The sequence below is a fragment of the Pseudomonas sp. Pseusp11 genome, assembly GCF_047304405.1.
Taxonomy (GTDB): Bacteria; Pseudomonadota; Gammaproteobacteria; order Pseudomonadales; family Pseudomonadaceae; genus Aquipseudomonas.
Genome location: NZ_JBGLZF010000012.1, coordinates 154266 through 174124 on the forward strand (window position 1 = coordinate 154266; position 19859 = coordinate 174124).

Consider the following 19859-nt stretch of genomic DNA (forward strand, 5'->3'; position numbering starts at 1 on the left):
GACAAAAAATGCCCAACCTCAATGATTTCTCGTTCAGAGCGCAACCACGGTTTAACGAATCGGAGTTCCGCCCTCTCTTCGCCAAGGCAGTCAATCTACGAACCGTGCTGATTCACTGTTTCGATCCACGTGCGTCGGAGGTTCCGGCCGTTGTCGCCCAGCATTTTGGCGAGGTCTACCCGGGAGAAAACGTGCTTGATGAAGCCGGTAACCGGGTGGGCCATACGACTACCCTGTTCCCGGTATCCGTTGCCGGGGGGCGGGCCGTCGCGGGGGTACAATCGATCGCGACCATGGTGCATCTGTTCGGCATAGAGAGAGTCGTTGTGGTGCACCACTCTTTCTGCGGCGCTACATCCTTCACCACTGATGGCATCATCGATGCGTTCAAACATGAGCACGGCAGCGATATTTCGTCCGCGTTCGACCACGACAGCATCTGTATTTCGGACTTCGAGAGTTCGCTAAAATATGACGTCGGCGTCGTCCGCGCTCATCCTGGGGTGCCACTGCATGTGAAGATCTACGGACTCTTCTACAACATTGATACCGGTGAACTCACCGAGGTCGTGAGCGATATTCCTGACAAAGTGAACGTTTGATATGAGTGCGGCGGCCAGACGCTGATCTGGTTGCCGCAGTAATAAGCCACAACCGAGCTTGGCACTATCACATTAAAGCACTTCAGTAGCTCACTCCTTTGAGCCACGTTTGAAACACATCAAACTCATCTGCGTGCCGCCGGGGGTCAGAGACCTTCGAAGTAAATCCGAACGCTACCCCCCTCCAAACGGACTTCGCCTTGCCAGCGGATCAACTTCCCGAATATTTGCTGGAGTGGCGATTGCAGCTAGATCTAGGGATGTAAGATTCCGCTCCTTGATGCGAAACAGTGTTCTTTCATAAGTCGCTTTCAGTTCGTCGAGCAGGCTAATTTGCCATCTCCAGCCAGCTTGCTGAGACCATGAGGCAAGTTACATACGGTGCAGCTACAAGAACAGCGGCAGTAAGCTGCAGCGGTGGGATGGTGGACATGGCTGGCCAGAACATTGCCAGAGGCTGCTGAAGCGGGAGGCGGCTTAATGGTGGCGATCATCCAATTGGCCATTGCATCGGGGGCGACGGTTGGCGGGTTGGTCTTTGACTCAAACGGTTATCGAACGACCTTCGAGTTAAGCGCCGCGTTGCTGGGCGTGGCGGCCGCTCTTGCCTTCCTGGCTGCACGCGCAGCAACGCGGGAGCCTGTTGCATCGCTGAACATCGCTTGAAAAAACCACAAGACGCGCCAAGGCGTTTCTTGTGGTTTCGGTGGAGCAAACGCTCGGAGCCGGACGGTAAAGTCAGCGTGCGCTGTCGATGATCTGGCCACCGTCCGGCGTCAGGCTGTATCCCGTCAGGAATTGCCCATCCTTGCTGGCGAGGAATAGCACAACCGGCGCAATGTCCTCTTCGGGCGATCCATAACGGCCAAGTACGTTAGTGGGAGCAGGCACATCCACCGCAGTACCCCAAGTGTCTGCAACCGGCATGACATTGTTTACCGTGATCCTGTCAGCGCCCCACTCCCTTGCCGCCGAGCGAGTCAAGGCGCGTACCGCCTCCTTCGCCATGTTGTAAGGGGCGTAGCCCTGCATTCCGAGGACGCCGGCCAGTGACGCAAAGTTGATAACTCTTCCCTCACCACTAGCTTTGAGGTGGGGATAACAGGCTTGCATTGTCCGCAGATAGGCAATCGGCCCCATCTCGAAATTGCGCTGCAGTTGCTCGGCCGTCAGATCCATCACCGATGAAAGGACAACCGAGGGGTCGAAGGCATTGTTCACAAGGATATCGATTCGGCCAAACGCAGCCACCACCTTGTCTACGGCAGCTTTGATCTGATCGGGATCGGCGATATCGCAGATTGCTCCTAGTGCGACGCCGCCCGCCGCCTGAATATCGGCGACGACGCGATCGACATTTTCAGCCGTGCGCGAAAGAACCGCCACCTTCGCACCTTGCGCCGCGAACAGCTTCGCTGTGGCGCGGCCGATGCCGCGACCGGCTCCAGTGACGATGGCTACTTTTCCATTGAGTCGGGACATGTTGCTCTCCAATCAGTTAGGACTTACTAAATTTGCTGTTGTTATTTGGCCGTAGGGTGACGGCACTTCACGCGCAGTGTTTTGGGTGAGGAAAGAAGCGACGAGCAACACCAGGCAAATAGCTGCTGGCAACGCACCGCCAGGTTTGCGGACACTGATGTGGGCTGAAGCGGAGAGCAGCAGGTGATAAAGCATGCCGGCGTAAGCGAGGTCGCTAAGCGGCACGTTGATGCGCAACAGAATGGCGGCCACCGCCAGGGTCTTCACTGCAATGAGAAACGTCACTAGATAGGCTGGGTAGCCGAGGTCGGCGAGTGCTTGGCGAACCCAGTCTCTTTTAACCAGGTACATAGTCGCCGAGGCCAGATACAGCAACGACAGCAGTGTCGTACTGATCCAATAAATATGGTTTCCGATCATGGGGGTTTTCCTAAGCAAGCGTTAATGCGTCGACTCAGGTCAAAGATGTCGCCTAATATGAAAAGCTACAAGTAGGATGAAAAAGTGATGCTTAGTATGGAAAACCAGACTAATGGTGGCGATCAGATCAACATGCACGAGGAAATGCGCCGTGCATTTGCGCTGCTCTCAGGCAAGTGGAAGCTGGAAATCATGTGGTTGCTGAACCAGCGGATCTATCGCTTCGGAGAACTGCGCAAGGCGATTAGCGGCATCACCCAGCACATGCTGACGGCACAACTCCGTGAGCTCGAAAACGATGGCCTCGTGTCGCGAACAGTTTTCGCGGAAGTGCCCCCTCGCGTCGAATATGAAATGACAGCAAAGGCCCGTGCGCTCGGGCCGACGATGGAGGCACTCGCGTTATGGTGGAGCGAGTATGGGAAAAGCGTGCCGGTGAAGCCAAACTCGCGCGGTCGTAAACCCAAAAGCACTTAAGCATCGGGCAAAAGTGATCTGCCAAGCGCCAGCTATATACTAAAAAATCGTGGTTGGTAGTGGTTTCGAGTGGAACCTGTTGGAACGAAAAAAGAGGCAAAAGTCTCTTTTTTCAATGCTGACAAAAAAATAGCGCGCAAAAAAAACGCCACTCAATGAGTGGCGTTTTCTGTATTTGGAGCGGGAAACGAGACTCGCATCTGGCGTCCGACTCATTGAAATCTAAGGGGTTTATTTTCCTTCCGAAGTAGGAATAGACTTAATCCTGGACTTGTTTTTTGGATGTTTCAAGAGAAACCAAGGAGAAATTCCATGGCAGTCGACTGGGCTCTGCACCTAGCTAGTTCTGGCAGTGATTGGCTTCAGTGGTGCCAGGATAGCCGCCATCAACCCAGTTTAGGCCTCATCCAAACACCGCATCACAAACAAGCTGACAATCAGGTCCAGGTGCGCACTACCCGCATTCTTGTACACGGTGATCTCCTCCTCTCCCCGCTCAAAGGTCAGCAATTGACTCAGATCGAAAAGATCCCCCTCGATCTGCGCATCACTGATCACTCCCGCTTCCAGCGGAATCAGAATATCCCCCGCCACTGCCGCCGACTGGCGGTCATCGACAAAGCCCCGCGCCTTGCCCAACAACACGTTGTCCGCCTCCTGCATGTCCGGACGGAAACCACCGACGAGGTCGACGTGAGTACCCGGCCGAACGTGACACCCGAGGATCAGCGGAGCAGATGAACTGGTGGCAGAGCTGATGATATCGGCCCGGGCATTACCAGCAGCACCTCGCTGTCCTCGCGGCTCAGCCGGCGCGCGGCCAGGACCGAATCGGCAATCGCAATACCAATTCCTCGCGCACTACCGGCTCCGCTGACAAGCGTTACCTGACCAGTCCAGTCCAGTCCGCAACCATTGCATTTTGCTCCTGTCGTCCGGGATTAGTCCCTGAGCCCATGGCAGTCTAGGGGAGAGAAATCATCTGAGCCAATCAGTCTCGAAAGGAAAGGTTTAGTGCGGTACCACATGTTCACGCCTTCGCTTTAATCGCATACAGTCCCCCAATAATCACCAACGCTGCGACAGCTCGATTACTTCGCAACTAACCCTATTTTTCAGGCGCAATTTCAGCATTGGCCATGGTCATCGTCCAGAATGCCAGGAGACATCTCGATGGATGTATCACTGAATTCTCAAATTGACCTGCCAGGTATGTTCAAGAGGTAAAAGGTCATGCAGTCGTACCCACAGATGTCGGAACAAGAACTCCTGATACAGGGAGTGGTGATGCAGGAGGCACTCCTGCGAATCCTTGACCGGCATTCTCAAGTGAGTGGTGTTGATGGCGTGGATACAGAAATCTGTATTCGCTGCTTGAGCAATGCACATTTGGGCATCGGCTTGCCTCCGTTCTCGGGCGCTTCCCTGCCCGCTTGCCTGGAGCACACGGTAGCGCAAGCATTGGCTGATGCTCCCCGAATGGAACGAGATTTCAAAATTCTGCTATCGGCTCTTGAGGCCCTGCTGTCCAGTAGTCGCTGGATAAAGCGATCCGCTTCAGAAGGGGACGATGATGCTTTCGAAGAAAAGCACCGACATGCGCTGATTTTCGATGCGCACCGCTTGGAGCGAACGGCAAATGGTCGGAGTGAAGCTTGCCACCGAGTTTCCTGGCAACTACCACCGATACCCGCTCTCCCCTTCGATTCAAGGTGTCTATATCGCGTTTGATGGCATCACTGACACCCCTGTGTTCGTTGCTGATGGTCGGTGCCGGTGACATGGCGGGCCCACTGATCGAGGCATTCACGGCATTGAGACCATCGTTGCGCCAGGTGTGTATCTGGAACCGCACTAGATCTCGCGCAGAGAAACTGGTTGCCGACCTTCAAATCCCCGGCGTTGAACTCACAGTTGTAGATGATCTAGACGCGGCACTACCTGCGGCTGAAGTTATCTGCGCCGCAACCATGAGCGACCAGCCTCTGACCCGTGGCGCCCAGGTTGCACCTGGCACACATGTCAATCTGGTGGGTAGTTGGCTGCCGCACATGCGTGAGGCCGATAACGATGTTCTGATTCGCGGCCAACTCTATGTGGACTACCGACCTACTGCCTTGGCAAGTGGAGAACTCCAGCTTCCGTTAGCGTCAGGCGTTATCTCGGTCGACGATGGAAGCGAAGATCTCCGACAGCAGCCACCTTTACCCCTCTCATGCCGGTTTCAAAGAAACTCCTTCCGGATGTCGATACTCGACCGTTCGCCAATATTGCGGTAGTTCTCCGTGAGCCACGCCTCGGCCTCGCGGCGTCCGTTGTCGCGCAGTCCGCAAAGGAAGTCCCAGCCTGCGTTGTACTTGCTGGACACGCTGAGCGCGCACATCGCTGCGTCGGATCGAATGGAGTGGATCAGCATCTCCTTCATCTCACCGCGATCGACTTTGCCTTGCTGGATGAGGTCGGTGACAAAGGCGATGGTGCGCATCTCACGCATCAGCGAAGAGTTGAAGCTGATTTCATTGATGCGATTAAGGATGCTGGCAGCTGTAATAGGCACGCCCGGGCGGACGAGTGGGTTGATGTGGACGATCACCACATCGCGCGTATTGCAGTGGTAGATCAACGGGAAAATGGCCGGGTTTCCCATATAGCCACCATCCCAGTAGTGCTGGCCGTCGATCGTGATCGCCCTGAACAATGTTGGCACACAGGCCGAAGCAAGCACCGCTTCGACGCAGACGTCCTCGTCCGAGAAGATGCGTATCTTGCCCGTCTCGACATTGGTTGCGCACAGATAGAGGTGGAACGGGCATTGCCTTCGCAAAGCGGCGAAATCGATCTGCCCCTCCAGCACCTCCCGCAACGGATTTAAGTTTTGGCGATTGAACTGGTAAGGCGAGAAGATACGAAGCGCCATGTCCGCGAACGCATACATGGGCGAATGGTCCAGCCCGAAGCTGTGCGTCCCTTTCAGCCATGGCGTCCAGCGTAACGGATTATGACGCTCGGCGGACTGCGCCACGGCGGACCAGAAATTATGCAGCGCCTGGCGTGCGCCGGCCTCGTCACCCTGCAGCATACCGTAGGCCAGCGCAACGGCATTCATCGCACCGGCACTGGTTGCGCTCACCCCCTCAATGGCAAGCCTGCCGTCCTCGAGCAACCGATCGAGCACACCCCAGGTGAACGCGCCGTGCATGCCGCCGCCCTGCAAAGCCAGCGCGACCGGCTTGCGCTCATCATTGCCCCGATGCGCTCCGTTCTTCGTGGTCATTCTTGGGCTCCTCGCCGGTGCTGAGCGGCATCGAGCGCTTGGCGCGGTGCTTCGCTCCGTTACACACTTACCGACGACACGCCGATGCTTGATTCAGCGCCCTGCGTCATCGATCGTTCACCCCCCGCTTGGTGCCCATGCATCGAGCAGCGCCTTGGCTTGTAACAAATCAACGCTGTCGAAGCCTTCGGTGAAGAAACTATAGATGTCGGCCAGCATCTGCCTGGCCGCCTCCTTGTCTTGTGTTTCCCATAGCTGAGCAAGGCTCACTGTGGCTCGTAGCTCGAGTGACTTTGCCCCTTGTTGTTGAGCGACCGAGATCGCCTTGTGAAAGCATGCTTGCGCTTGCTGCTGCACGGCAGAATCCTGTTCGTCTGCGCCCGGACATTGGAGGGTAAGAGCTCCCTTGAGCCGGTACAGTTCTGCTTCGTAAAAGTGTTCGCCTGTTCTGTCCACCATAGCCAGAGCGGCGGTCACGGCATCCAATCCTGCCTGCGGTTGCCCGGCGCGCCCGTGAGCGGCGGCCAGCAGGGCCAGAAAATAAGAGCATCCAAGCTCTGCTCCGGCTGCCTGGTAAGTGGCAATACCCTGGGTTATCTGAGCGATTCCTTCGTCAATGTTTCCCTGCTCGGTGCGAGCCCAACCCTGGAGAATATTCCCCCACGCCAAATAAAACGGAAACCCTTGTTCGAGTGAAAGCTTGATGGCGGCATCAGCACACTCTTCGGCGAGTCGTACGTCGTGCTGGAACTGTCCCAGTATCGACGTAGCAGACAGGGTGAAGGCCAGGCTGAACGGGTCGGAAATCTTATTGGCCAGAGCAAGGGCCTCCCGGCTGCGCGTGCTTGCCTGATCGGGGAAACCCAAGTACCAAAGGCACCAGGCTAAAAATGTCAGGGCGTAGCCCGGATCCATGCCGCACGTACTGGCATAGGTGCGATGACTGTCCGGGTTGTAGAGGACCCGCGCCCGCTCCTGGTGTTCAAGGGCATCGCGCAGATCACCCTGGAAAAGCAATGTCGCCCCGAGTGCGGCATGGGCTTCCACGAGCAAGTCCGGATCCTGCGCAGTTTGCGCAACACTGAGCAATCGTTCACCCAGTTCGCATGCCGTTGAGTATTGCGCACGCAACTCGTAGTAAGTCCGCAGCCCCAGCAGCACAGGGAAAAGCGAGTCGTCGCCGACTTGCTCGCATAGCGCCAGTGCACGGGTGTAGGTGGCCTCCACCTCGGGCGCACCATAGCCTCGCACGGCCATCAAGGCCGGCCCCAGGCAGAGCAGCAACGTCAGTTCCTGATGAGCACGCGCGGGCGTGTCGGGCAAATGCTCGAGCAATTCCAGCGCCGCGCCGAGGTGACGCATCGCATCGAGATGGGCGGAGTGCTGAAGGGCTTGTTGCCCGGTACGGTGCAGGTATTCCACGGCCTTCGGGACATTGCCGCTCAGCCTGTAGTGGTGCGCCAGTTCGCTGCAGTAATCCGCGATGCGGGTGGGGAACAGTGCCTCGATGGCCTGCGCCGTGCGTTCATGCAGTGCGCTACGCCGCTCCGTGAGTAGCGAGTGACCTGCGACCTCCTGGGTCAGCGCATGCTTGAACGAATACTCCACCTCCGGAAATGCCGGCCGCTGGTAAATGAACTCCGCGGCCTCCAGTCGGGCCAGCAGATCGTGCAAATCGTCGTCCATCCGAGCGACCCGCCCATCACAGATGCGCTGGATCAAACTGAATGGAAACTCCTTGCCGATGACGGAGAGCGTCTGCAGCAATTCCTTCTGCGCAACGGGGAGCCGGTCGATACGGGCGGCGAGCACACCCTGCACAGTGGTGGGAATATGCAGCGCGGCTGGAGTTTGCTCAATCCGGTAACGACCGGGTTCGCCGAGCAGTGACTTCTCCTCGACCAGCGTTTGCACCACTTCCTCCATGAAGAAAGGGTTGCCCTCCGTCTTCTCCAGGATGAGCTGTTTGAGGGGGACGAGGGTGGGATCGTCCCCAAGCAAGGCCGCGAGCATTCCCTGGGCTTCGGCCGGGCCCAGCGGTTCGAGCCGCAGTTGGCTGCAATGACCCGCGTGCGTCCACACGGGCTGATACTCGGGCCGGTAGTTCACCAGGAGCAGGATCGGGGCACTCGCCACGCGGTCGATGAGAAACACGAGGAATGCTTCGGTCTCGCGGTCCAGCCATTGCAGGTCCTCGAACAACAGTTCAATCGGCTGATCGCGGCTCTCGCGCGCCAGAAGTTGCGTAATCGCGTCGAAGATGCGATCACGCCGGATCTGAGGATCCATTTCCGCAAGCGCAGAACTGTGTTCGCCAATACCTAGCAGATAGAGCAGGTAGGGCACGAGATCCTCGAAACTGCGCTCGAGCGTCAGGGCCTTGCCCATGACCTTTTCCCGGCACCGCCGCTCGTCGTCCAGGGCAGTGATCTGGAAGTAGTTCTTCAGCAGCTCAATGAGTGGAAAATAGGCAAAGGCCTTGCCGTGCGACACCGAGAACGTTTCCAGCACCAGACAGCCGCGCCGCGAGCGCTCCTTGAATTCATGGAACAGCCGCGACTTCCCGACCCCGGCCTCGCCTACCACCGCGACGACCTGCCCGTGGCCCGCTTTAGCCTGATCGAGTGCCTGATGCAGGTGATCCAGCTCGGCCTCACGGCCGACAAACCTGGCCAGCCCGCGATGTGCCGCCAATTGCAGGCGCGTGCGCAGCGCGCCGATGCCCTGCACCTCGTACACGACGAGCGGCTCGGAAATGCCTTTGACCTGGGTGGCCCCCAGCGTCCTGAACTCGAAATAGCCCTCCGCCAGCTTGTGGGTGGACTCGCTCACCAGGATCGACGATGGCGCAGCGATTCCCTCCATCCGGGACGCAATGTGGATCGTGTGCCCGACCGGGTCGTAATCGGTGTGCAAATTGTCCGTGCGGATCGAACGCACGACGACCTCTCCGGTGTGGATGCCAACGCGGATTTGCAGCGGAATGCCTTTCTCCAGACGAATGCGGTCGCTATGTCGGTGTATCGCCTGCTGCATGCGCAATGCCGCATACAGCGCCCGCTGCGGATGGTCTTCATGGGCGATGGGGGCGCCAAAAAGCGCGAGGATGCCATCGCCCAGCGACTTGGCCACGTAGCCTTCGTAGTAGTGGACGGCTTCCATCATCAGCGCAACGACGGGCTCGATCAGGTTTTGGGCCTCTTCCGGATCGAGGTTGTGGATCAGGGCCATGGAACCGGCCATGTCGGCAAACAGCGCCGTAACGGTCTTGCGTTCGCCGGCGGTCTCGCCCCGGGCTTCCATGGCCGCGTGTTCGGCGCGGATGCGCTCGGCAAGATGGTGAGGCGTGTAATGAATGGGCTCTGAAGAAGGCTGCGAGCGCGGTGATGGCACAGCAGACGCATCGGTCAGCGACGCGCCACATTCACTGCAGAATTTGGCGGACAGGCCCGCCTCGTGACCACAGCGCGGACAGTTGCGAGACAGCCTGGCGCCGCACGCGTTACAGAAGCTGGCCCCGGAGGGATTCTCGGATCCGCAGTTTGCGCAGCGCATACGACCTCCTCCCTTGCCTGGTGCCTGTTTCTTAACATTAGGCGCCGTACCCGATGGCGGCAAGACGTGAGCGGATGAGGCGATTACCGTTGGAGAAGACGAGGGGCGACAATGCCAAGCCACCGTCTCAGTGCGCAAATAAGCCTTGCGCGATTTCCGCAATAGCCCTGCCTCCTTTTATCGCCTTCCGACCAGAAACCCACAGAGGGGACTTGCGCAACCAGTATTATGGTATACCATCATACGCAAAGACACTCTTAACCCCACAACGGAGCAGCTCATGAGTTTCGAAATTCGCAAGATCGTCAGCTATGTCGAAGAAACCTTTATCGAAGGCGGCAAGGCTGCCGACAAGCCCGTGACCATGGTCGGGCTGGCCGTGGTAATGAAAAACCCTTGGCTCGGCCGTGGGTTCATCGAAGACCTGAAACCGGAAATCCGTGCCAATTGCTCCGACCTCGGCGCGCTGATGGTTGAACGCCTGGTGGGCATCATCGGCGGTGCCGAGAAGATCGAAGCCTACGGCAAGGCTGCTGTGGTCGGCGCCGACGGCGAAATCGAGCACGCCTCCGCCGTGATCCACACCCTGCGCTTCGGCAACCATTACCGCGAAGCGGTCAAGGCCAAGAGCTACCTGAGCTTCACCAACAAGCGCGGCGGCCCGGGCACTTCGATCCAGATTCCGATGATGCACAAGGACGACGAAGGCCTGCGTTCGCACTACATCACCCTGGAAATGCAGATCGAAGACGCGCCGCGCGCCGATGAAATCGTCGTGGTACTGGGTTGCGCCGATGGCGGCCGCCTGCACCCACGCATCGGCAACCGTTACATCGACCTGGAAGAACTGGCGGCCGAGAACGCCCAGTAATCCGATCAGTCACCACAACAAAAAAGGCATGCAGGAGCGCTCCATGATTCGGCTCACCGCTGAACGCACCCCGGCTGGCACCAGTTACCTGGCGACCGGCCAAGGCCAGCCCGTGGTTTTGATCCACGGCGTGGGCCTGAACAAAGAAATGTGGGGCGGCCAGGTCGTTGGCCTGGCCACGAAGTACCGTGTGATTGCCTACGACATGCTGGGTCATGGCGCCAGCCCGCGCCCGGAAAGCGGCACGCCCCTGCTGGGCTATGCCGACCAGTTGCTGGAGTTGCTCGACCACCTGCAATTGCCTCAGGCGACAGTAATCGGTTTTTCCATGGGCGGGTTGGTAGCGCGGGCGTTTGCCTTGCATTACCCGCAACGCCTGCAAGGCCTGGTGGTGCTTAACAGCGTGTTCAACCGCAGCCCCGAACAGCGTGCCGGCGTCATCGCGCGCACCGCTCAAGCGGCCGAGCATGGTCCGGACGCCAACGCCGAAGCCGCGTTGTCGCGCTGGTTCAGCCGTGAATACCAGGCAGCCAACCCGGCACAGATCGCCGCGCTGCGCCAGACCTTGGCGGGCAACGATCCGCAGGGCTATCTGACCACGTATGAGTTGTTCGCCACCCAGGACATGTACCGCGCGGAAGATCTGGGCAGCATTCAGGTGCCGACACTGGTCGCCACCGGCGAACTGGATCCCGGCTCGACACCGGAAATGGCCCAGCAACTGGCCGAGCGAATTCCCGGCGCGACCGTTGCCGTGCTCGCCGAGCAGCGGCATATGATGCCCGTAGAATCGCCGCGCCTGGTCAACCAGCTGTTGCTGGAGTTTCTCGACACGGCAAACGCTCGACAAAACCAAATAAAGGGGATCGTTGCATGACACTCGCACGCTTCCAGATGTGCATCGGCGGTGAATGGGTCGATGCCCTCTCCGGCAAGACTTTTGAAAGCCTGAACCCTGCCCTGGCGCAAGCCTGGGCTGAATTACCCGATGCCGACGAAGCCGATGTCGAGCGCGCCGTGCAGGCTGCGCAGACGGCTTTCGACAGCCCGGCCTGGCGCGGCCTGACCGCCACCGCTCGCGGCAAACTGCTGCGACGCCTCGGTGATCTGATCGCTGAGAACAAAGAACAACTGGCGCAGCTGGAAAGCCGCGACAACGGCAAGCTGATTCGCGAAACCCGCGGTCAGGTCAGCTACCTGCCGGAGTTTTTCCACTACACTGCGGGTCTGGCCGACAAACTCGAAGGCGGCACCCTGCCCCTCGATAAGCCCGATCTGTTTGCCTACACCGTGCATGAAGCCATGGGCGTGGTCGCGGCGATCATTCCCTGGAACAGCCCGCTGTACCTGACCGCGATCAAACTGGCGCCGGCCCTCGCGGCCGGCAATACCATCGTGATCAAACCGTCCGAGCACGCCTCGGCGACCATTCTGGAGCTGGCGCGCCTGGCGCTGGAAGCCGGGATTCCGCCGGGGGTGGTCAACGTCGTCACCGGCTACGGCCCAAGTACCGGCGCCGCCCTCACTCGCCATCCGCTGGTACGCAAGATCGCCTTCACCGGCGGCGCGGCCACCGCCCGGCATGTGGTGCGCAGCAGCGCGGAGAACTTCGCCAAGCTGTCGCTGGAACTGGGCGGCAAATCACCGAACATTATCTTTGCCGACGCCGACCTCGACAGCGCCATCAACGGTGCGATTGCCGGGATCTATGCGGCGTCCGGCCAGAGCTGCGTTTCCGGCTCGCGACTGCTGGTGCAGGACGACATCTACGACGAATTCGTCTCGCGTCTGGTCGAACGCGCCAAGCGCATCCGCATTGGCAACCCGCAGGAAGACAGCAGCGAAATGGGCCCCATGGCCACCGCGCAGCAATTGGCGGTGGTCGAAGGCCTGGTGGCCGATGCCATCGCCGAAGGTGCGCGCCTGCGCTTGGGCGGCAAGCGTCCAGAGAATCTGGGCGATGGCTGGTTCTATGAGCCGACGCTGTTCGAGTGCGACCGCAACTCGATGAAGATCATGCAGGAAGAAGTCTTCGGCCCGGTGGCCTCGGTCATCCGCTTCAAGGACGAAGCCGAAGCGCTGGCGATTGCCAACGACTCGCAGTTCGGCCTCGCCGCCGGCATCTGGACCCGCGACCTGGGCCGCGCCCATCGTCTGGCCCGGGACGTGCGCTCCGGGATCATCTGGGTCAACACCTACCGTGCGGTATCGGCCATGGCGCCGATCGGCGGCTTCAAGAACAGCGGCTATGGACGCGAAAGCGGCATCGATTCGGTGCTGGCCTACACCGAGCTGAAAACGGTGTGGATCAACCTCTCTCAGGCACCGATGCCTGATCCCTTCGTGATGCGCTAGGAGACCGCCGACATGATCGAACCCGGCATTTATAAAGACGTCATGAGTTCCTTCCCTTCCGGGGTCACGGTGGTCACCACCCTGGACCCGGACGGCGGCATCGTCGGCATCACCGCCAGCGCCTTCAGCGCGCTGTCGATCGACCCGGCGCTGGTGTTGTTCTGCCCCAACTACGCCTCCGACACCTACCCGATCCTGCGTGACAGCAAGCAGTTCGCGATTCATCTGCTGTCCGCCGACCAGACCGCCGAAGCCTATGCGTTTGCCGGCAAAGGCAAGGACAAGGCCAAAGGCATCGACTGGCACCTCAGCGAACTGGGCAACCCGCTGTTGGGCAACGCCACGGCGATCATCGAGTGCGAGCTGTGGCGCGAATACGACGGCGGCGATCACGCGATCATCGTCGGCGCTGTGAAGAACCTGATTCTGCCCGAGCAACCGGTCACGCCGATGATCTATCACAAAGGCAAGCTGGGCCCCCTGCCCGCGCTGGCCTGATATTTTTCTTCTGGGCGCAGATTCATGTGGGAGCGCCCTCACTTTCTTAGGAGCCGGCATGAGCCCAGCAGCCTCGCAACTGTTCCGTCAGCAGGCCTACATCGACGGCCAATGGCTCGATGCGCCCGACGGTACCTGCCAAGACATTTTCAACCCGGCCACCGGCGAACTGATCGGCCAAGTGCCCAACCTTGGCGCCGAACACGCACGCCAGGCCATCGCCGCCGCCACTAAAGCCTGGCCGGCCTGGCGTGCTCTGACCGCCAAAGAGCGCAGCCAGACACTCAAACGCTGGCACGCGCTGATGCTCGAAAACGCCGACGCCCTGGCGGAAATTCTGACCCTGGAACAAGGCAAACCGTTGGCCGAAGCCAAGGGTGAAATCCTCTACGCCGCAAGCTTCATCGAATGGTTCGCCGAAGAAGCCAAGCGCATCTATGGTGACACCATTCCCAGCCACAAAGCCGATGCGCGCATTGTGGTCAGCAAGGAACCGATCGGCGTGGTCGCGGCGATCACTCCGTGGAACTTTCCGGCGGCGATGATCACCCGCAAGGCCGGACCGGCACTCGCGGCCGGTTGCCCGTGTATCGTCAAACCGGCCCCGGAAACCCCGTTCTCGGCGCTGGCCATAGCCGCATTGGCGGAACAGGCCGGGATTCCACCGGGCATTTTCAACGTGATCACCGGCGACGCGGTGGCCATCGGCGCCGAGCTGACCACCAGCCCGCTGGTGCGCAAACTGTCGTTCACCGGCTCCACCGCCATTGGCAAACTGCTGATGGCGCAGTGTGCCCCGACGCTGAAGAAAGTCTCGCTGGAACTGGGGGGCAATGCGCCCTTCATCGTGTTCGACGATGCTGATCTGGAGCGCGCCGTGGAAGGCGCGCTGATCGCCAAGTTCCGCAATGCCGGGCAAACCTGTGTCTGCGCCAATCGCTTCCTGGTGCAGAGTGGCATTCATGATGCTTTTGCCGAGCGACTGGCCGAGCGTGTGGCGCAACTGAACGTTGGCAGCGGTTTCGAAGAAGGCATCAACCAGGGGCCGCTGATCAACGAACGCGCCGTGGCCAAGGTCGAAGACCATGTGCAAGACGCCCTCGCTCAAGGCGCACAGCTGCTTTGCGGTGGCGACCGCCATGCGCTGGGCCACGGCTTCTTCCAGCCAACGGTGCTGGCCGGCGTAACCGGGGAGATGAAAGTCGCCCAAGAGGAAACCTTCGGCCCACTGGCGGCGGTGTTCCGCTTCGACACCGAAGCCGAGGCCGTACACCTGGCCAACGACACCGAATTCGGCCTCGCCGCTTATTGCTACACCCGCGATCTGGGCCGCGCCTGGCGCATGAGCGAGGCATTGGAATACGGCATGGTCGGGATCAATGAAGGGCTGATTTCCACCGAAGTCGCGCCTTTTGGCGGCATCAAGTCCTCGGGGCTGGGCCGCGAAGGCTCCAAGTACGGCATCGAGGATTATCTGGAAATCAAATACACCCTGATGGGCGGGCTCTGAACCCTGATAAGCAGGAGCCAGGCTTGCTGGCGAAGAGGCCCGCAAGAACGCTTTCGCCGACAAGCCTGGCTCCTACGGACTAGTGCCACGGAGAGAATCAGAATGAGCAACGAAAAATATGAAAAAGGTCTGAAGATCCGCACCCAGGTGCTGGGCGAAGCCTACGTGAACCGCTCCATCGAAAACGCCGACGACTTCACCCGGCCACTGCAGGAAATGGTCACCGAGTACTGCTGGGGCCACGTCTGGGGCCGTGAGGGTTTGTCGCTTAAAGAACGCAGCATGATAAACTTGGCGATGATTTCGGCCCTCAACCGGCCGCACGAACTCAAGCTGCATGTACGCGGCGCCTTGCGTAACGGGCTGAGTCGTGAACAAATACGCGAAATTCTGCTTCAGGTCGGTATTTATTGCGGTGTCCCCGCTGCCGTAGACAGTTTCCGGCTCGCCCGTGAAGCCTTCGCCGAAGCCGATGCCGAGGCCTCCAGTTAACCCTTGGCTGTTTTGATGACCTGAGCACGGATGATCCTGGATCGAAGTGCTCTTTTTGCATGGACAGCCACACTCAGAGCGGACCCCATGAAACGCCTGCCACTCGACGACAGCTTCAAGGTCAATCGCAACCCCGTTACCCTGCGCGAAATCGTGCTGGATAAACTGCGAAGTGCCATCATGAACTTCCAGCTCCTGCCAGGAGACCGTCTGGTCGAACGCGATCTGTGCGATCGTCTGGGCGTCAGCCGCACGTCGGTACGTGAAGCGTTGCGCCACCTGGAATCCGAAGGTCTGGTGGAGTTCGCCGACGCCAAGGGTCCACGGGTCGCGATCATCACCCTGGCCGATGCCGTCGATATCTATGAGCTGCGTTGCGTGCTCGAAGGCCTGATCGTTCAGCTGTTCACCCTGCGCGCCAAGGCCAAGGACATCAAAGCCCTGGAAAAAGCCCTCGAGGAAAACCGCAAAGCCCTCAAGGAAGGCGAACTGCAACAGGTCATCGATTCGGTGCAGGGCTTCTACGACGTGCTGCTCGAAGGTTCCGGCAACCATGTCGCCGCCACCCAGTTGCGCCAGTTGCAAGCCCGTATCAGCTACCTGCGTGCGACGTCGGTATCCCAGGAAAACCGTCGCGGCAGCAGCAACCAGGAAATGGAACGCATGGTCGAAGCGATCAAGAGCGGCGATCCCCTAGCCGCCCACCAAGCTTGCGTCGACCACGTGCGCGCCGCTGCTGCTGTGGCTCTCGATTACCTGAAACGCAAACAGGAAGAAACCGGCGCGATCCCCGAGATCACGCTGCCCATCGCCCTTAAAGAACCGCGCATAGGTCGCTAACCATGTTCAGCCCGAGCTTTTGTCCAAAGTGCGGCGGCGGTGACCTCCGTCACCAACTGCCACCGGGCGATACGCACGAGCGCCTGATGTGCAGCGGTTGCGGCTACATCCATTACGTCAATCCGAAAATCATTGCCGGCTGCATCATCGAGCAGGACGGCAAGTACCTGCTGTGCCAACGTGCGATCCCGCCGCGTCCGGGCACCTGGACGCTGCCCGCGGGTTTCATGGAAGGCGGCGAGACCACCGAGCAGGCGGCGCTGCGTGAAGTCTGGGAAGAGAGCGGCGTGCGCGCGGAAATTCTCTCGCCCTACTCGATCTTCAGCGTGCCGAAGATCAGCGAGGTGTACATCATCTTCCGCGCCATCGCGCTGGAGATCACCGGCCAATACGGCCCGGAAACCCTGGACTACAAATTCTTCGCGCCCGAGGACATTCCCTGGGACAGCATCTATTACCCGGCAATCCGGCAGATCCTCGAACGCTATATCGAGGAACGCCAGGCCGGGGTCTACGGCATCTACATCGGCAACGACGACAGCGGAAAAGTTCACTTCATCCGCTGATATCCCCTAGGGAGCCACGCCTTCGACAATGATCACCTCGGCCCGAGCCACGCCCTCGCGGTGCCATTTCGCCTCCCGATATTGCTCACTGTGGTAACAGGCCAACGCCTGCTCGTAAGAGTCGAATTCGATGACCACACTGCGTTGTGGCGTGGACCGACCTTCCATCGCTTCGCTGCGCCCGCCCCTTGCCAGCATCCGCCCGCCATATAACGCGAAGGCCGCCGGCGCCCGCTGGGTGTATTGGCTGTATTGATCGGGGTCGGTGACATCCACGTGAGCAATCCAGTACGCCTTCATAGTGACCTCTTGGTTTATTTTGTATTATGGTATACCAATAAATATACCCACCCAACACTGAGAGTTCCAGCATGGCCTTCAACAGCATCGAAGAAATCATCGAAGACTACCGGCAAGGCAAGATGGTGCTGCTGGTCGATGACGAGGACCGGGAAAACGAAGGCGATCTGCTCCTCGCCGCCGACCGCTGTACTGCCGAGGCGATCAGCTTCATGGCCCGAGAAGCCCGGGGCTTGATCTGCCTGACCCTGACCGACGAACACTGTCAGCGCCTGGGCCTTGAGCAGATGGTGCCGAGCAATGGCAGCGTGTTCAGCACCGCGTTCACCGTGTCCATCGAGGCTGCCGTTGGCGTGACCACCGGCATCTCCGCCGCCGACCGCGCGCGCACCGTTGCGGCAGCGGTCGCCACGGATGCCGGTCCCGCCGACCTTGTGCAACCAGGCCATATCTTCCCGTTACGCGCCAAGGAAGGCGGCGTGCTGACCCGCGCCGGCCACACCGAAGCCGGTTGTGACCTCGCCCGCCTGGCCGGTTTCACCCCGGCCTCGGTGATCGTTGAGGTGATGAACGACGACGGCACCATGGCCCGTCGTCCGGACCTGGAAGTGTTTGCGCATAAACACGGGATCAAGATCGGCACCATCGCCGACCTGATCCATTACCGCCTGAGCACCGAACACACGGTGGTGCGTATCGGCGAGCGCGAATTGCCGACCGTGCATGGGACCTTCCGGCTGATCACCTTCGAGGACCGCATCGAAGGTGGCGTGCACATGGCGATGGTCATGGGCGACATTCGCCGGGACGAGCCGACCCTGGTGCGAGTGCATGTGATCGATCCGCTGCGCGATCTGGTTGGCGCCGAATACAGTGGCCCGTCCAACTGGACGTTGTGGGCCGCATTGCAACGGGTGGCCGAAGAAGGCCGTGGCGTGGTGGTCGTGCTGGCCAATCATGAGTCCTCGCAAGCGCTGCTGGAACGCGTGCCTCAACTCACCCAGCCGCCGCGACAGTTCAGCCGCTCGCAATCGCGCATCTATTCTGAAGTAGGGACCGGGGCGCAGATTCTTCAGGATTTGGGCGTGGGCAAGTTGCGCCATCTCGGCCCGCCGCTGAAATACGCAGGCTTGACCGGTTACGACCTGGAAGTGGTCGAGAGCATCCCGTTCACCGAATGAGTCCGGGGCTGGCCCCTTTACCCGCGCAGGCCACTATTGGGTGGCCTGACGACAAAAAAACCGCTTTTGGCTGATAGCCGGTAAGGCAAAGTGCTTGCACAAAGTTTGGAATACCATAATATGATATTCCATCGACCGAACGTTTTGGCCAAGCGCACCCGCCAGGGAAAGCACCAACAACAGGCCCTTGGCACGGTCGTCTTTAGAGGCCAGATGGACCTACTGCTCCCGATAGGCGGGCATTACCAAGCCCGCTCAAAAACACAACAAATGAGGGCGTGAAAATGGTGTTGAACAAACGTGTAACCGCAGTCGTGTTCGCGGGGTTATTGGCCACGGCCAGTCACGTGGCAATGGCGGCGGAAAGCGTCAACTTCGTCAGCTGGGGCGGCAGCACCCAGGATGCGCAGAAGCAGGCCTGGGCCGATCCGTTCAGCAAGGCCAGCGGCATCACCGTGGTCCAGGATGGCCCGACCGACTACGGCAAACTCAAAGCCATGGTCGAAAGCGGTAACGTGCAGTGGGACGTGGTCGATGTCGAAGCCGACTTCGCCTTGCGCGCAGCCTCCGAAGGCTTGCTCGAACCCCTCGACTTCTCGGTGATCCAGCGCGACAAGATCGACCCGCGCTTCGTCTCCGATCACGGCGTCGGCTCGTTCTACTTCTCCTTCGTCCTCGGCTACAACGAAGGCAAGCTCGGCGCCGGCAAACCTCAAGATTGGACCGCACTGTTCGACACCAAGACCTACCCCGGCAAACGCGCCCTCTACAAATGGCCAAGCCCTGGCGTGCTCGAACTGGCCCTGCTGGCCGACGGCGTAACCGCCGACAAGCTGTATCCGTTGGACCTGGATCGCGCCTTCAAGAAACTCGACACCATCAAGAAAGACATCGTCTGGTGGGGTGGCGGCGCGCAATCGCAACAGTTGTTGGCTTCGGGTGAAGCGAGCCTTGGGCAGTTCTGGAACGGACGCATCTATGCCCTGCAACAGGATGGTGCACCGGTGGGCGTGAGCTGGAAACAGAACCTGGTCATGGCCGACATTCTGGTCGTACCTAAAGGGACGAAAAACAAGGCGGCTGCCATGAAGTTCCTGGCCAACGCCAGCAGCGCCAAAGGACAAGCTGACTTTTCCAACCTGACCGCCTATGCGCCGGTCAACGTCGATAGCGTGGCGCGCCTCGATTCGGTGCTGGCCCCTAACCTGCCGACGGCCTACGCCAAGGATCAGATCACTCTTGATTTCGCGTACTGGGCCAAGAACGGTCCGGCCATCGCGACACGGTGGAACGAATGGCTGGTCAAATGAAAATGACGGCAACAGCGTCCCGTCAATCCACTCCGTCCCGGGGGGCCCGCGGCGCGACCCCCCCGCGGGGCCCCCCCCCGCGGGGCGGGGTAAAAAAAACCAAACCGGCCCCAACCCACGGCCCGG

At 59.8% G+C, this 19859-nt stretch carries 19 protein-coding genes and 2 pseudogenes; 14 read left to right on the forward strand and 7 right to left on the reverse strand.

The annotated features are described in order from the left end of the window. Nucleotides 1-8 precede the first annotated feature (8 nt). Nucleotides 9-602, forward strand: coding sequence for a carbonic anhydrase (locus tag ACCC96_RS12635; protein WP_413695993.1), 594 nt, complete (start codon nucleotides 9-11; stop codon nucleotides 600-602). 408 nt (nucleotides 603-1010) lie between these two features. Continuing rightward, nucleotides 1011-1268, forward strand: a pseudogene (locus tag ACCC96_RS12640) (MFS transporter); the annotation flags it as partial. 72 nt (nucleotides 1269-1340) lie between these two features. Here ACCC96_RS12640 and ACCC96_RS12645 read toward each other — a convergent pair. Further along, nucleotides 1341-2084, reverse strand: coding sequence for an SDR family NAD(P)-dependent oxidoreductase (locus ACCC96_RS12645; RefSeq protein ID WP_413695994.1), 744 nt, complete (start codon nucleotides 2082-2084; stop codon nucleotides 1341-1343). A gap of 12 nt (nucleotides 2085-2096) precedes the next feature. Beyond that, on the reverse strand, nucleotides 2097-2504 hold the full coding sequence (locus ACCC96_RS12650) for a DoxX family protein (protein ID WP_413695995.1): 408 nt from the start codon (nucleotides 2502-2504) through the stop codon (nucleotides 2097-2099). 87 nt (nucleotides 2505-2591) lie between these two features. Here ACCC96_RS12650 and ACCC96_RS12655 point away from each other — a divergent pair, with 87 nt between their 5' ends. Next, nucleotides 2592-2981: a winged helix-turn-helix transcriptional regulator gene (locus tag ACCC96_RS12655; protein WP_413695996.1), complete on the forward strand. Its 390-nt coding sequence runs from the start codon at nucleotides 2592-2594 to the stop codon at nucleotides 2979-2981. A 396-nt stretch (nucleotides 2982-3377) separates the two neighbouring features. On the opposite strand, the gene ACCC96_RS12660 is transcribed toward ACCC96_RS12655, so the two are convergent. Continuing rightward, the gene (locus tag ACCC96_RS12660) at nucleotides 3378-3743 is read right to left on the reverse strand and encodes a hypothetical protein (protein WP_413696013.1); all 366 of its coding nucleotides are present in this window, start codon (nucleotides 3741-3743) and stop codon (nucleotides 3378-3380) included. 17 nt (nucleotides 3744-3760) lie between these two features. Further along, nucleotides 3761-3886: pseudogene (locus ACCC96_RS12665) on the reverse strand (hypothetical protein); the annotation flags it as partial. An 858-nt stretch (nucleotides 3887-4744) separates the two neighbouring features. On the opposite strand from ACCC96_RS12665, the gene ACCC96_RS12670 reads away from it, so the two are divergent. Then, the gene (locus ACCC96_RS12670; RefSeq protein ID WP_413696014.1) at nucleotides 4745-5260 is read left to right on the forward strand and encodes a hypothetical protein; all 516 of its coding nucleotides are present in this window, start codon (nucleotides 4745-4747) and stop codon (nucleotides 5258-5260) included. Here ACCC96_RS12670 and ACCC96_RS12675 read toward each other — a convergent pair. Both ACCC96_RS12675 and ACCC96_RS12680 read right to left on the reverse strand, forming a co-directional pair. Then, on the reverse strand, nucleotides 5206-6255 hold the full coding sequence (locus ACCC96_RS12675; RefSeq protein ID WP_322834095.1) for a patatin-like phospholipase family protein: 1050 nt from the start codon (nucleotides 6253-6255) through the stop codon (nucleotides 5206-5208). The genes ACCC96_RS12670 and ACCC96_RS12675 overlap by 55 nt on opposite strands. 117 nt (nucleotides 6256-6372) lie before the next feature. Next, nucleotides 6373-9810, reverse strand: a complete 3438-nt coding sequence (locus tag ACCC96_RS12680; RefSeq protein WP_413695997.1) for an adenylate/guanylate cyclase domain-containing protein — start codon at nucleotides 9808-9810, stop codon at nucleotides 6373-6375. A gap of 280 nt (nucleotides 9811-10090) precedes the next feature. Here ACCC96_RS12680 and ACCC96_RS12685 point away from each other — a divergent pair, with 280 nt between their 5' ends. The 8 genes from ACCC96_RS12685 to ACCC96_RS12720 all read left to right on the forward strand — a co-directional run bounded on the left by ACCC96_RS12685 (nucleotide 10091) and on the right by ACCC96_RS12720 (nucleotide 16942). Next, a complete protein-coding gene (locus tag ACCC96_RS12685; protein WP_413695998.1) occupies nucleotides 10091-10681 on the forward strand; it encodes an amino acid synthesis family protein in 591 nt (196 codons plus the stop codon). A 43-nt stretch (nucleotides 10682-10724) separates the two neighbouring features. Then, nucleotides 10725-11558 carry an alpha/beta fold hydrolase gene (locus ACCC96_RS12690; RefSeq protein ID WP_018927717.1) on the forward strand — a complete coding sequence of 278 codons (834 nt, stop codon included), beginning with the start codon at nucleotides 10725-10727 and terminating at the stop codon, nucleotides 11556-11558. Continuing rightward, on the forward strand, nucleotides 11555-13036 hold the full coding sequence (locus ACCC96_RS12695; RefSeq protein WP_413695999.1) for an aldehyde dehydrogenase: 1482 nt from the start codon (nucleotides 11555-11557) through the stop codon (nucleotides 13034-13036). Before ACCC96_RS12690 ends, ACCC96_RS12695 begins: the two co-directional genes overlap by 4 nt. 12 nt (nucleotides 13037-13048) lie before the next feature. Then, nucleotides 13049-13534, forward strand: a complete 486-nt coding sequence (locus tag ACCC96_RS12700) for a flavin reductase family protein (RefSeq protein WP_413696000.1) — start codon at nucleotides 13049-13051, stop codon at nucleotides 13532-13534. 58 nt (nucleotides 13535-13592) lie between these two features. Next, nucleotides 13593-15044 carry an NAD-dependent succinate-semialdehyde dehydrogenase gene (locus tag ACCC96_RS12705; RefSeq protein ID WP_413696001.1) on the forward strand — a complete coding sequence of 484 codons (1452 nt, stop codon included), beginning with the start codon at nucleotides 13593-13595 and terminating at the stop codon, nucleotides 15042-15044. A gap of 102 nt (nucleotides 15045-15146) precedes the next feature. Beyond that, nucleotides 15147-15536 carry a carboxymuconolactone decarboxylase family protein gene (locus tag ACCC96_RS12710; protein ID WP_008059553.1) on the forward strand — a complete coding sequence of 130 codons (390 nt, stop codon included), beginning with the start codon at nucleotides 15147-15149 and terminating at the stop codon, nucleotides 15534-15536. 87 nt (nucleotides 15537-15623) lie between these two features. Continuing rightward, the gene (locus ACCC96_RS12715) at nucleotides 15624-16376 is read left to right on the forward strand and encodes a GntR family transcriptional regulator (protein ID WP_018927713.1); all 753 of its coding nucleotides are present in this window, start codon (nucleotides 15624-15626) and stop codon (nucleotides 16374-16376) included. A gap of 2 nt (nucleotides 16377-16378) precedes the next feature. Beyond that, nucleotides 16379-16942, forward strand: coding sequence for an NUDIX hydrolase (locus ACCC96_RS12720; RefSeq protein WP_413696002.1), 564 nt, complete (start codon nucleotides 16379-16381; stop codon nucleotides 16940-16942). Nucleotides 16943-16948: 6 nt separating this feature from the next. On the opposite strand, the gene ACCC96_RS12725 is transcribed toward ACCC96_RS12720, so the two are convergent. Next, nucleotides 16949-17242, reverse strand: coding sequence for a DUF1330 domain-containing protein (locus tag ACCC96_RS12725; protein WP_413696003.1), 294 nt, complete (start codon nucleotides 17240-17242; stop codon nucleotides 16949-16951). Between the two features lie 71 nt (nucleotides 17243-17313). Here ACCC96_RS12725 and ribBA point away from each other — a divergent pair, with 71 nt between their 5' ends. Together ribBA and ACCC96_RS12735 are read left to right on the forward strand one after the other, a co-directional pair. After that, nucleotides 17314-18423: a bifunctional 3,4-dihydroxy-2-butanone-4-phosphate synthase/GTP cyclohydrolase II gene (ribBA, locus tag ACCC96_RS12730; protein ID WP_413696004.1), complete on the forward strand. Its 1110-nt coding sequence runs from the start codon at nucleotides 17314-17316 to the stop codon at nucleotides 18421-18423. A gap of 284 nt (nucleotides 18424-18707) precedes the next feature. Continuing rightward, nucleotides 18708-19733, forward strand: a complete 1026-nt coding sequence (locus tag ACCC96_RS12735) for an ABC transporter substrate-binding protein (RefSeq protein ID WP_413696005.1) — start codon at nucleotides 18708-18710, stop codon at nucleotides 19731-19733. Nucleotides 19734-19859 lie beyond the last annotated feature (126 nt).

Bases quoted from the DNA above. Each gene is read 5' to 3' on its own strand.
- ACCC96_RS12735 (WP_413696005.1), top strand. From the start codon at position 18,708: ATGGTGTTGAACAAACGTGTAACCGCAGTCGTGTTCGCGGGGTTATTG.
- ACCC96_RS12645 (WP_413695994.1), bottom strand. From the start codon at position 2,084: ATGTCCCGACTCAATGGAAAAGTAGCCATCGTCACTGGAGCCGGTCGC.
- ribBA (WP_413696004.1), top strand. From the start codon at position 17,314: ATGGCCTTCAACAGCATCGAAGAAATCATCGAAGACTACCGGCAAGGC.
- ACCC96_RS12705 (WP_413696001.1), top strand. From the start codon at position 13,593: ATGAGCCCAGCAGCCTCGCAACTGTTCCGTCAGCAGGCCTACATCGAC.
- ACCC96_RS12670 (WP_413696014.1), top strand. From the start codon at position 4,745: ATGGTCGGTGCCGGTGACATGGCGGGCCCACTGATCGAGGCATTCACG.
- ACCC96_RS12725 (WP_413696003.1), bottom strand. From the start codon at position 17,242: ATGAAGGCGTACTGGATTGCTCACGTGGATGTCACCGACCCCGATCAA.
- ACCC96_RS12700 (WP_413696000.1), top strand. From the start codon at position 13,049: ATGATCGAACCCGGCATTTATAAAGACGTCATGAGTTCCTTCCCTTCC.
- ACCC96_RS12720 (WP_413696002.1), top strand. From the start codon at position 16,379: ATGTTCAGCCCGAGCTTTTGTCCAAAGTGCGGCGGCGGTGACCTCCGT.
- ACCC96_RS12655 (WP_413695996.1), top strand. From the start codon at position 2,592: ATGCTTAGTATGGAAAACCAGACTAATGGTGGCGATCAGATCAACATG.
- ACCC96_RS12650 (WP_413695995.1), bottom strand. From the start codon at position 2,504: ATGATCGGAAACCATATTTATTGGATCAGTACGACACTGCTGTCGTTG.
- ACCC96_RS12680 (WP_413695997.1), bottom strand. From the start codon at position 9,810: ATGCGCTGCGCAAACTGCGGATCCGAGAATCCCTCCGGGGCCAGCTTC.
- ACCC96_RS12690 (WP_018927717.1), top strand. From the start codon at position 10,725: ATGATTCGGCTCACCGCTGAACGCACCCCGGCTGGCACCAGTTACCTG.
- ACCC96_RS12675 (WP_322834095.1), bottom strand. From the start codon at position 6,255: ATGACCACGAAGAACGGAGCGCATCGGGGCAATGATGAGCGCAAGCCG.
- ACCC96_RS12635 (WP_413695993.1), top strand. From the start codon at position 9: ATGCCCAACCTCAATGATTTCTCGTTCAGAGCGCAACCACGGTTTAAC.
- ACCC96_RS12685 (WP_413695998.1), top strand. From the start codon at position 10,091: ATGAGTTTCGAAATTCGCAAGATCGTCAGCTATGTCGAAGAAACCTTT.
- ACCC96_RS12715 (WP_018927713.1), top strand. From the start codon at position 15,624: ATGAAACGCCTGCCACTCGACGACAGCTTCAAGGTCAATCGCAACCCC.
- ACCC96_RS12710 (WP_008059553.1), top strand. From the start codon at position 15,147: ATGAGCAACGAAAAATATGAAAAAGGTCTGAAGATCCGCACCCAGGTG.
- ACCC96_RS12695 (WP_413695999.1), top strand. From the start codon at position 11,555: ATGACACTCGCACGCTTCCAGATGTGCATCGGCGGTGAATGGGTCGAT.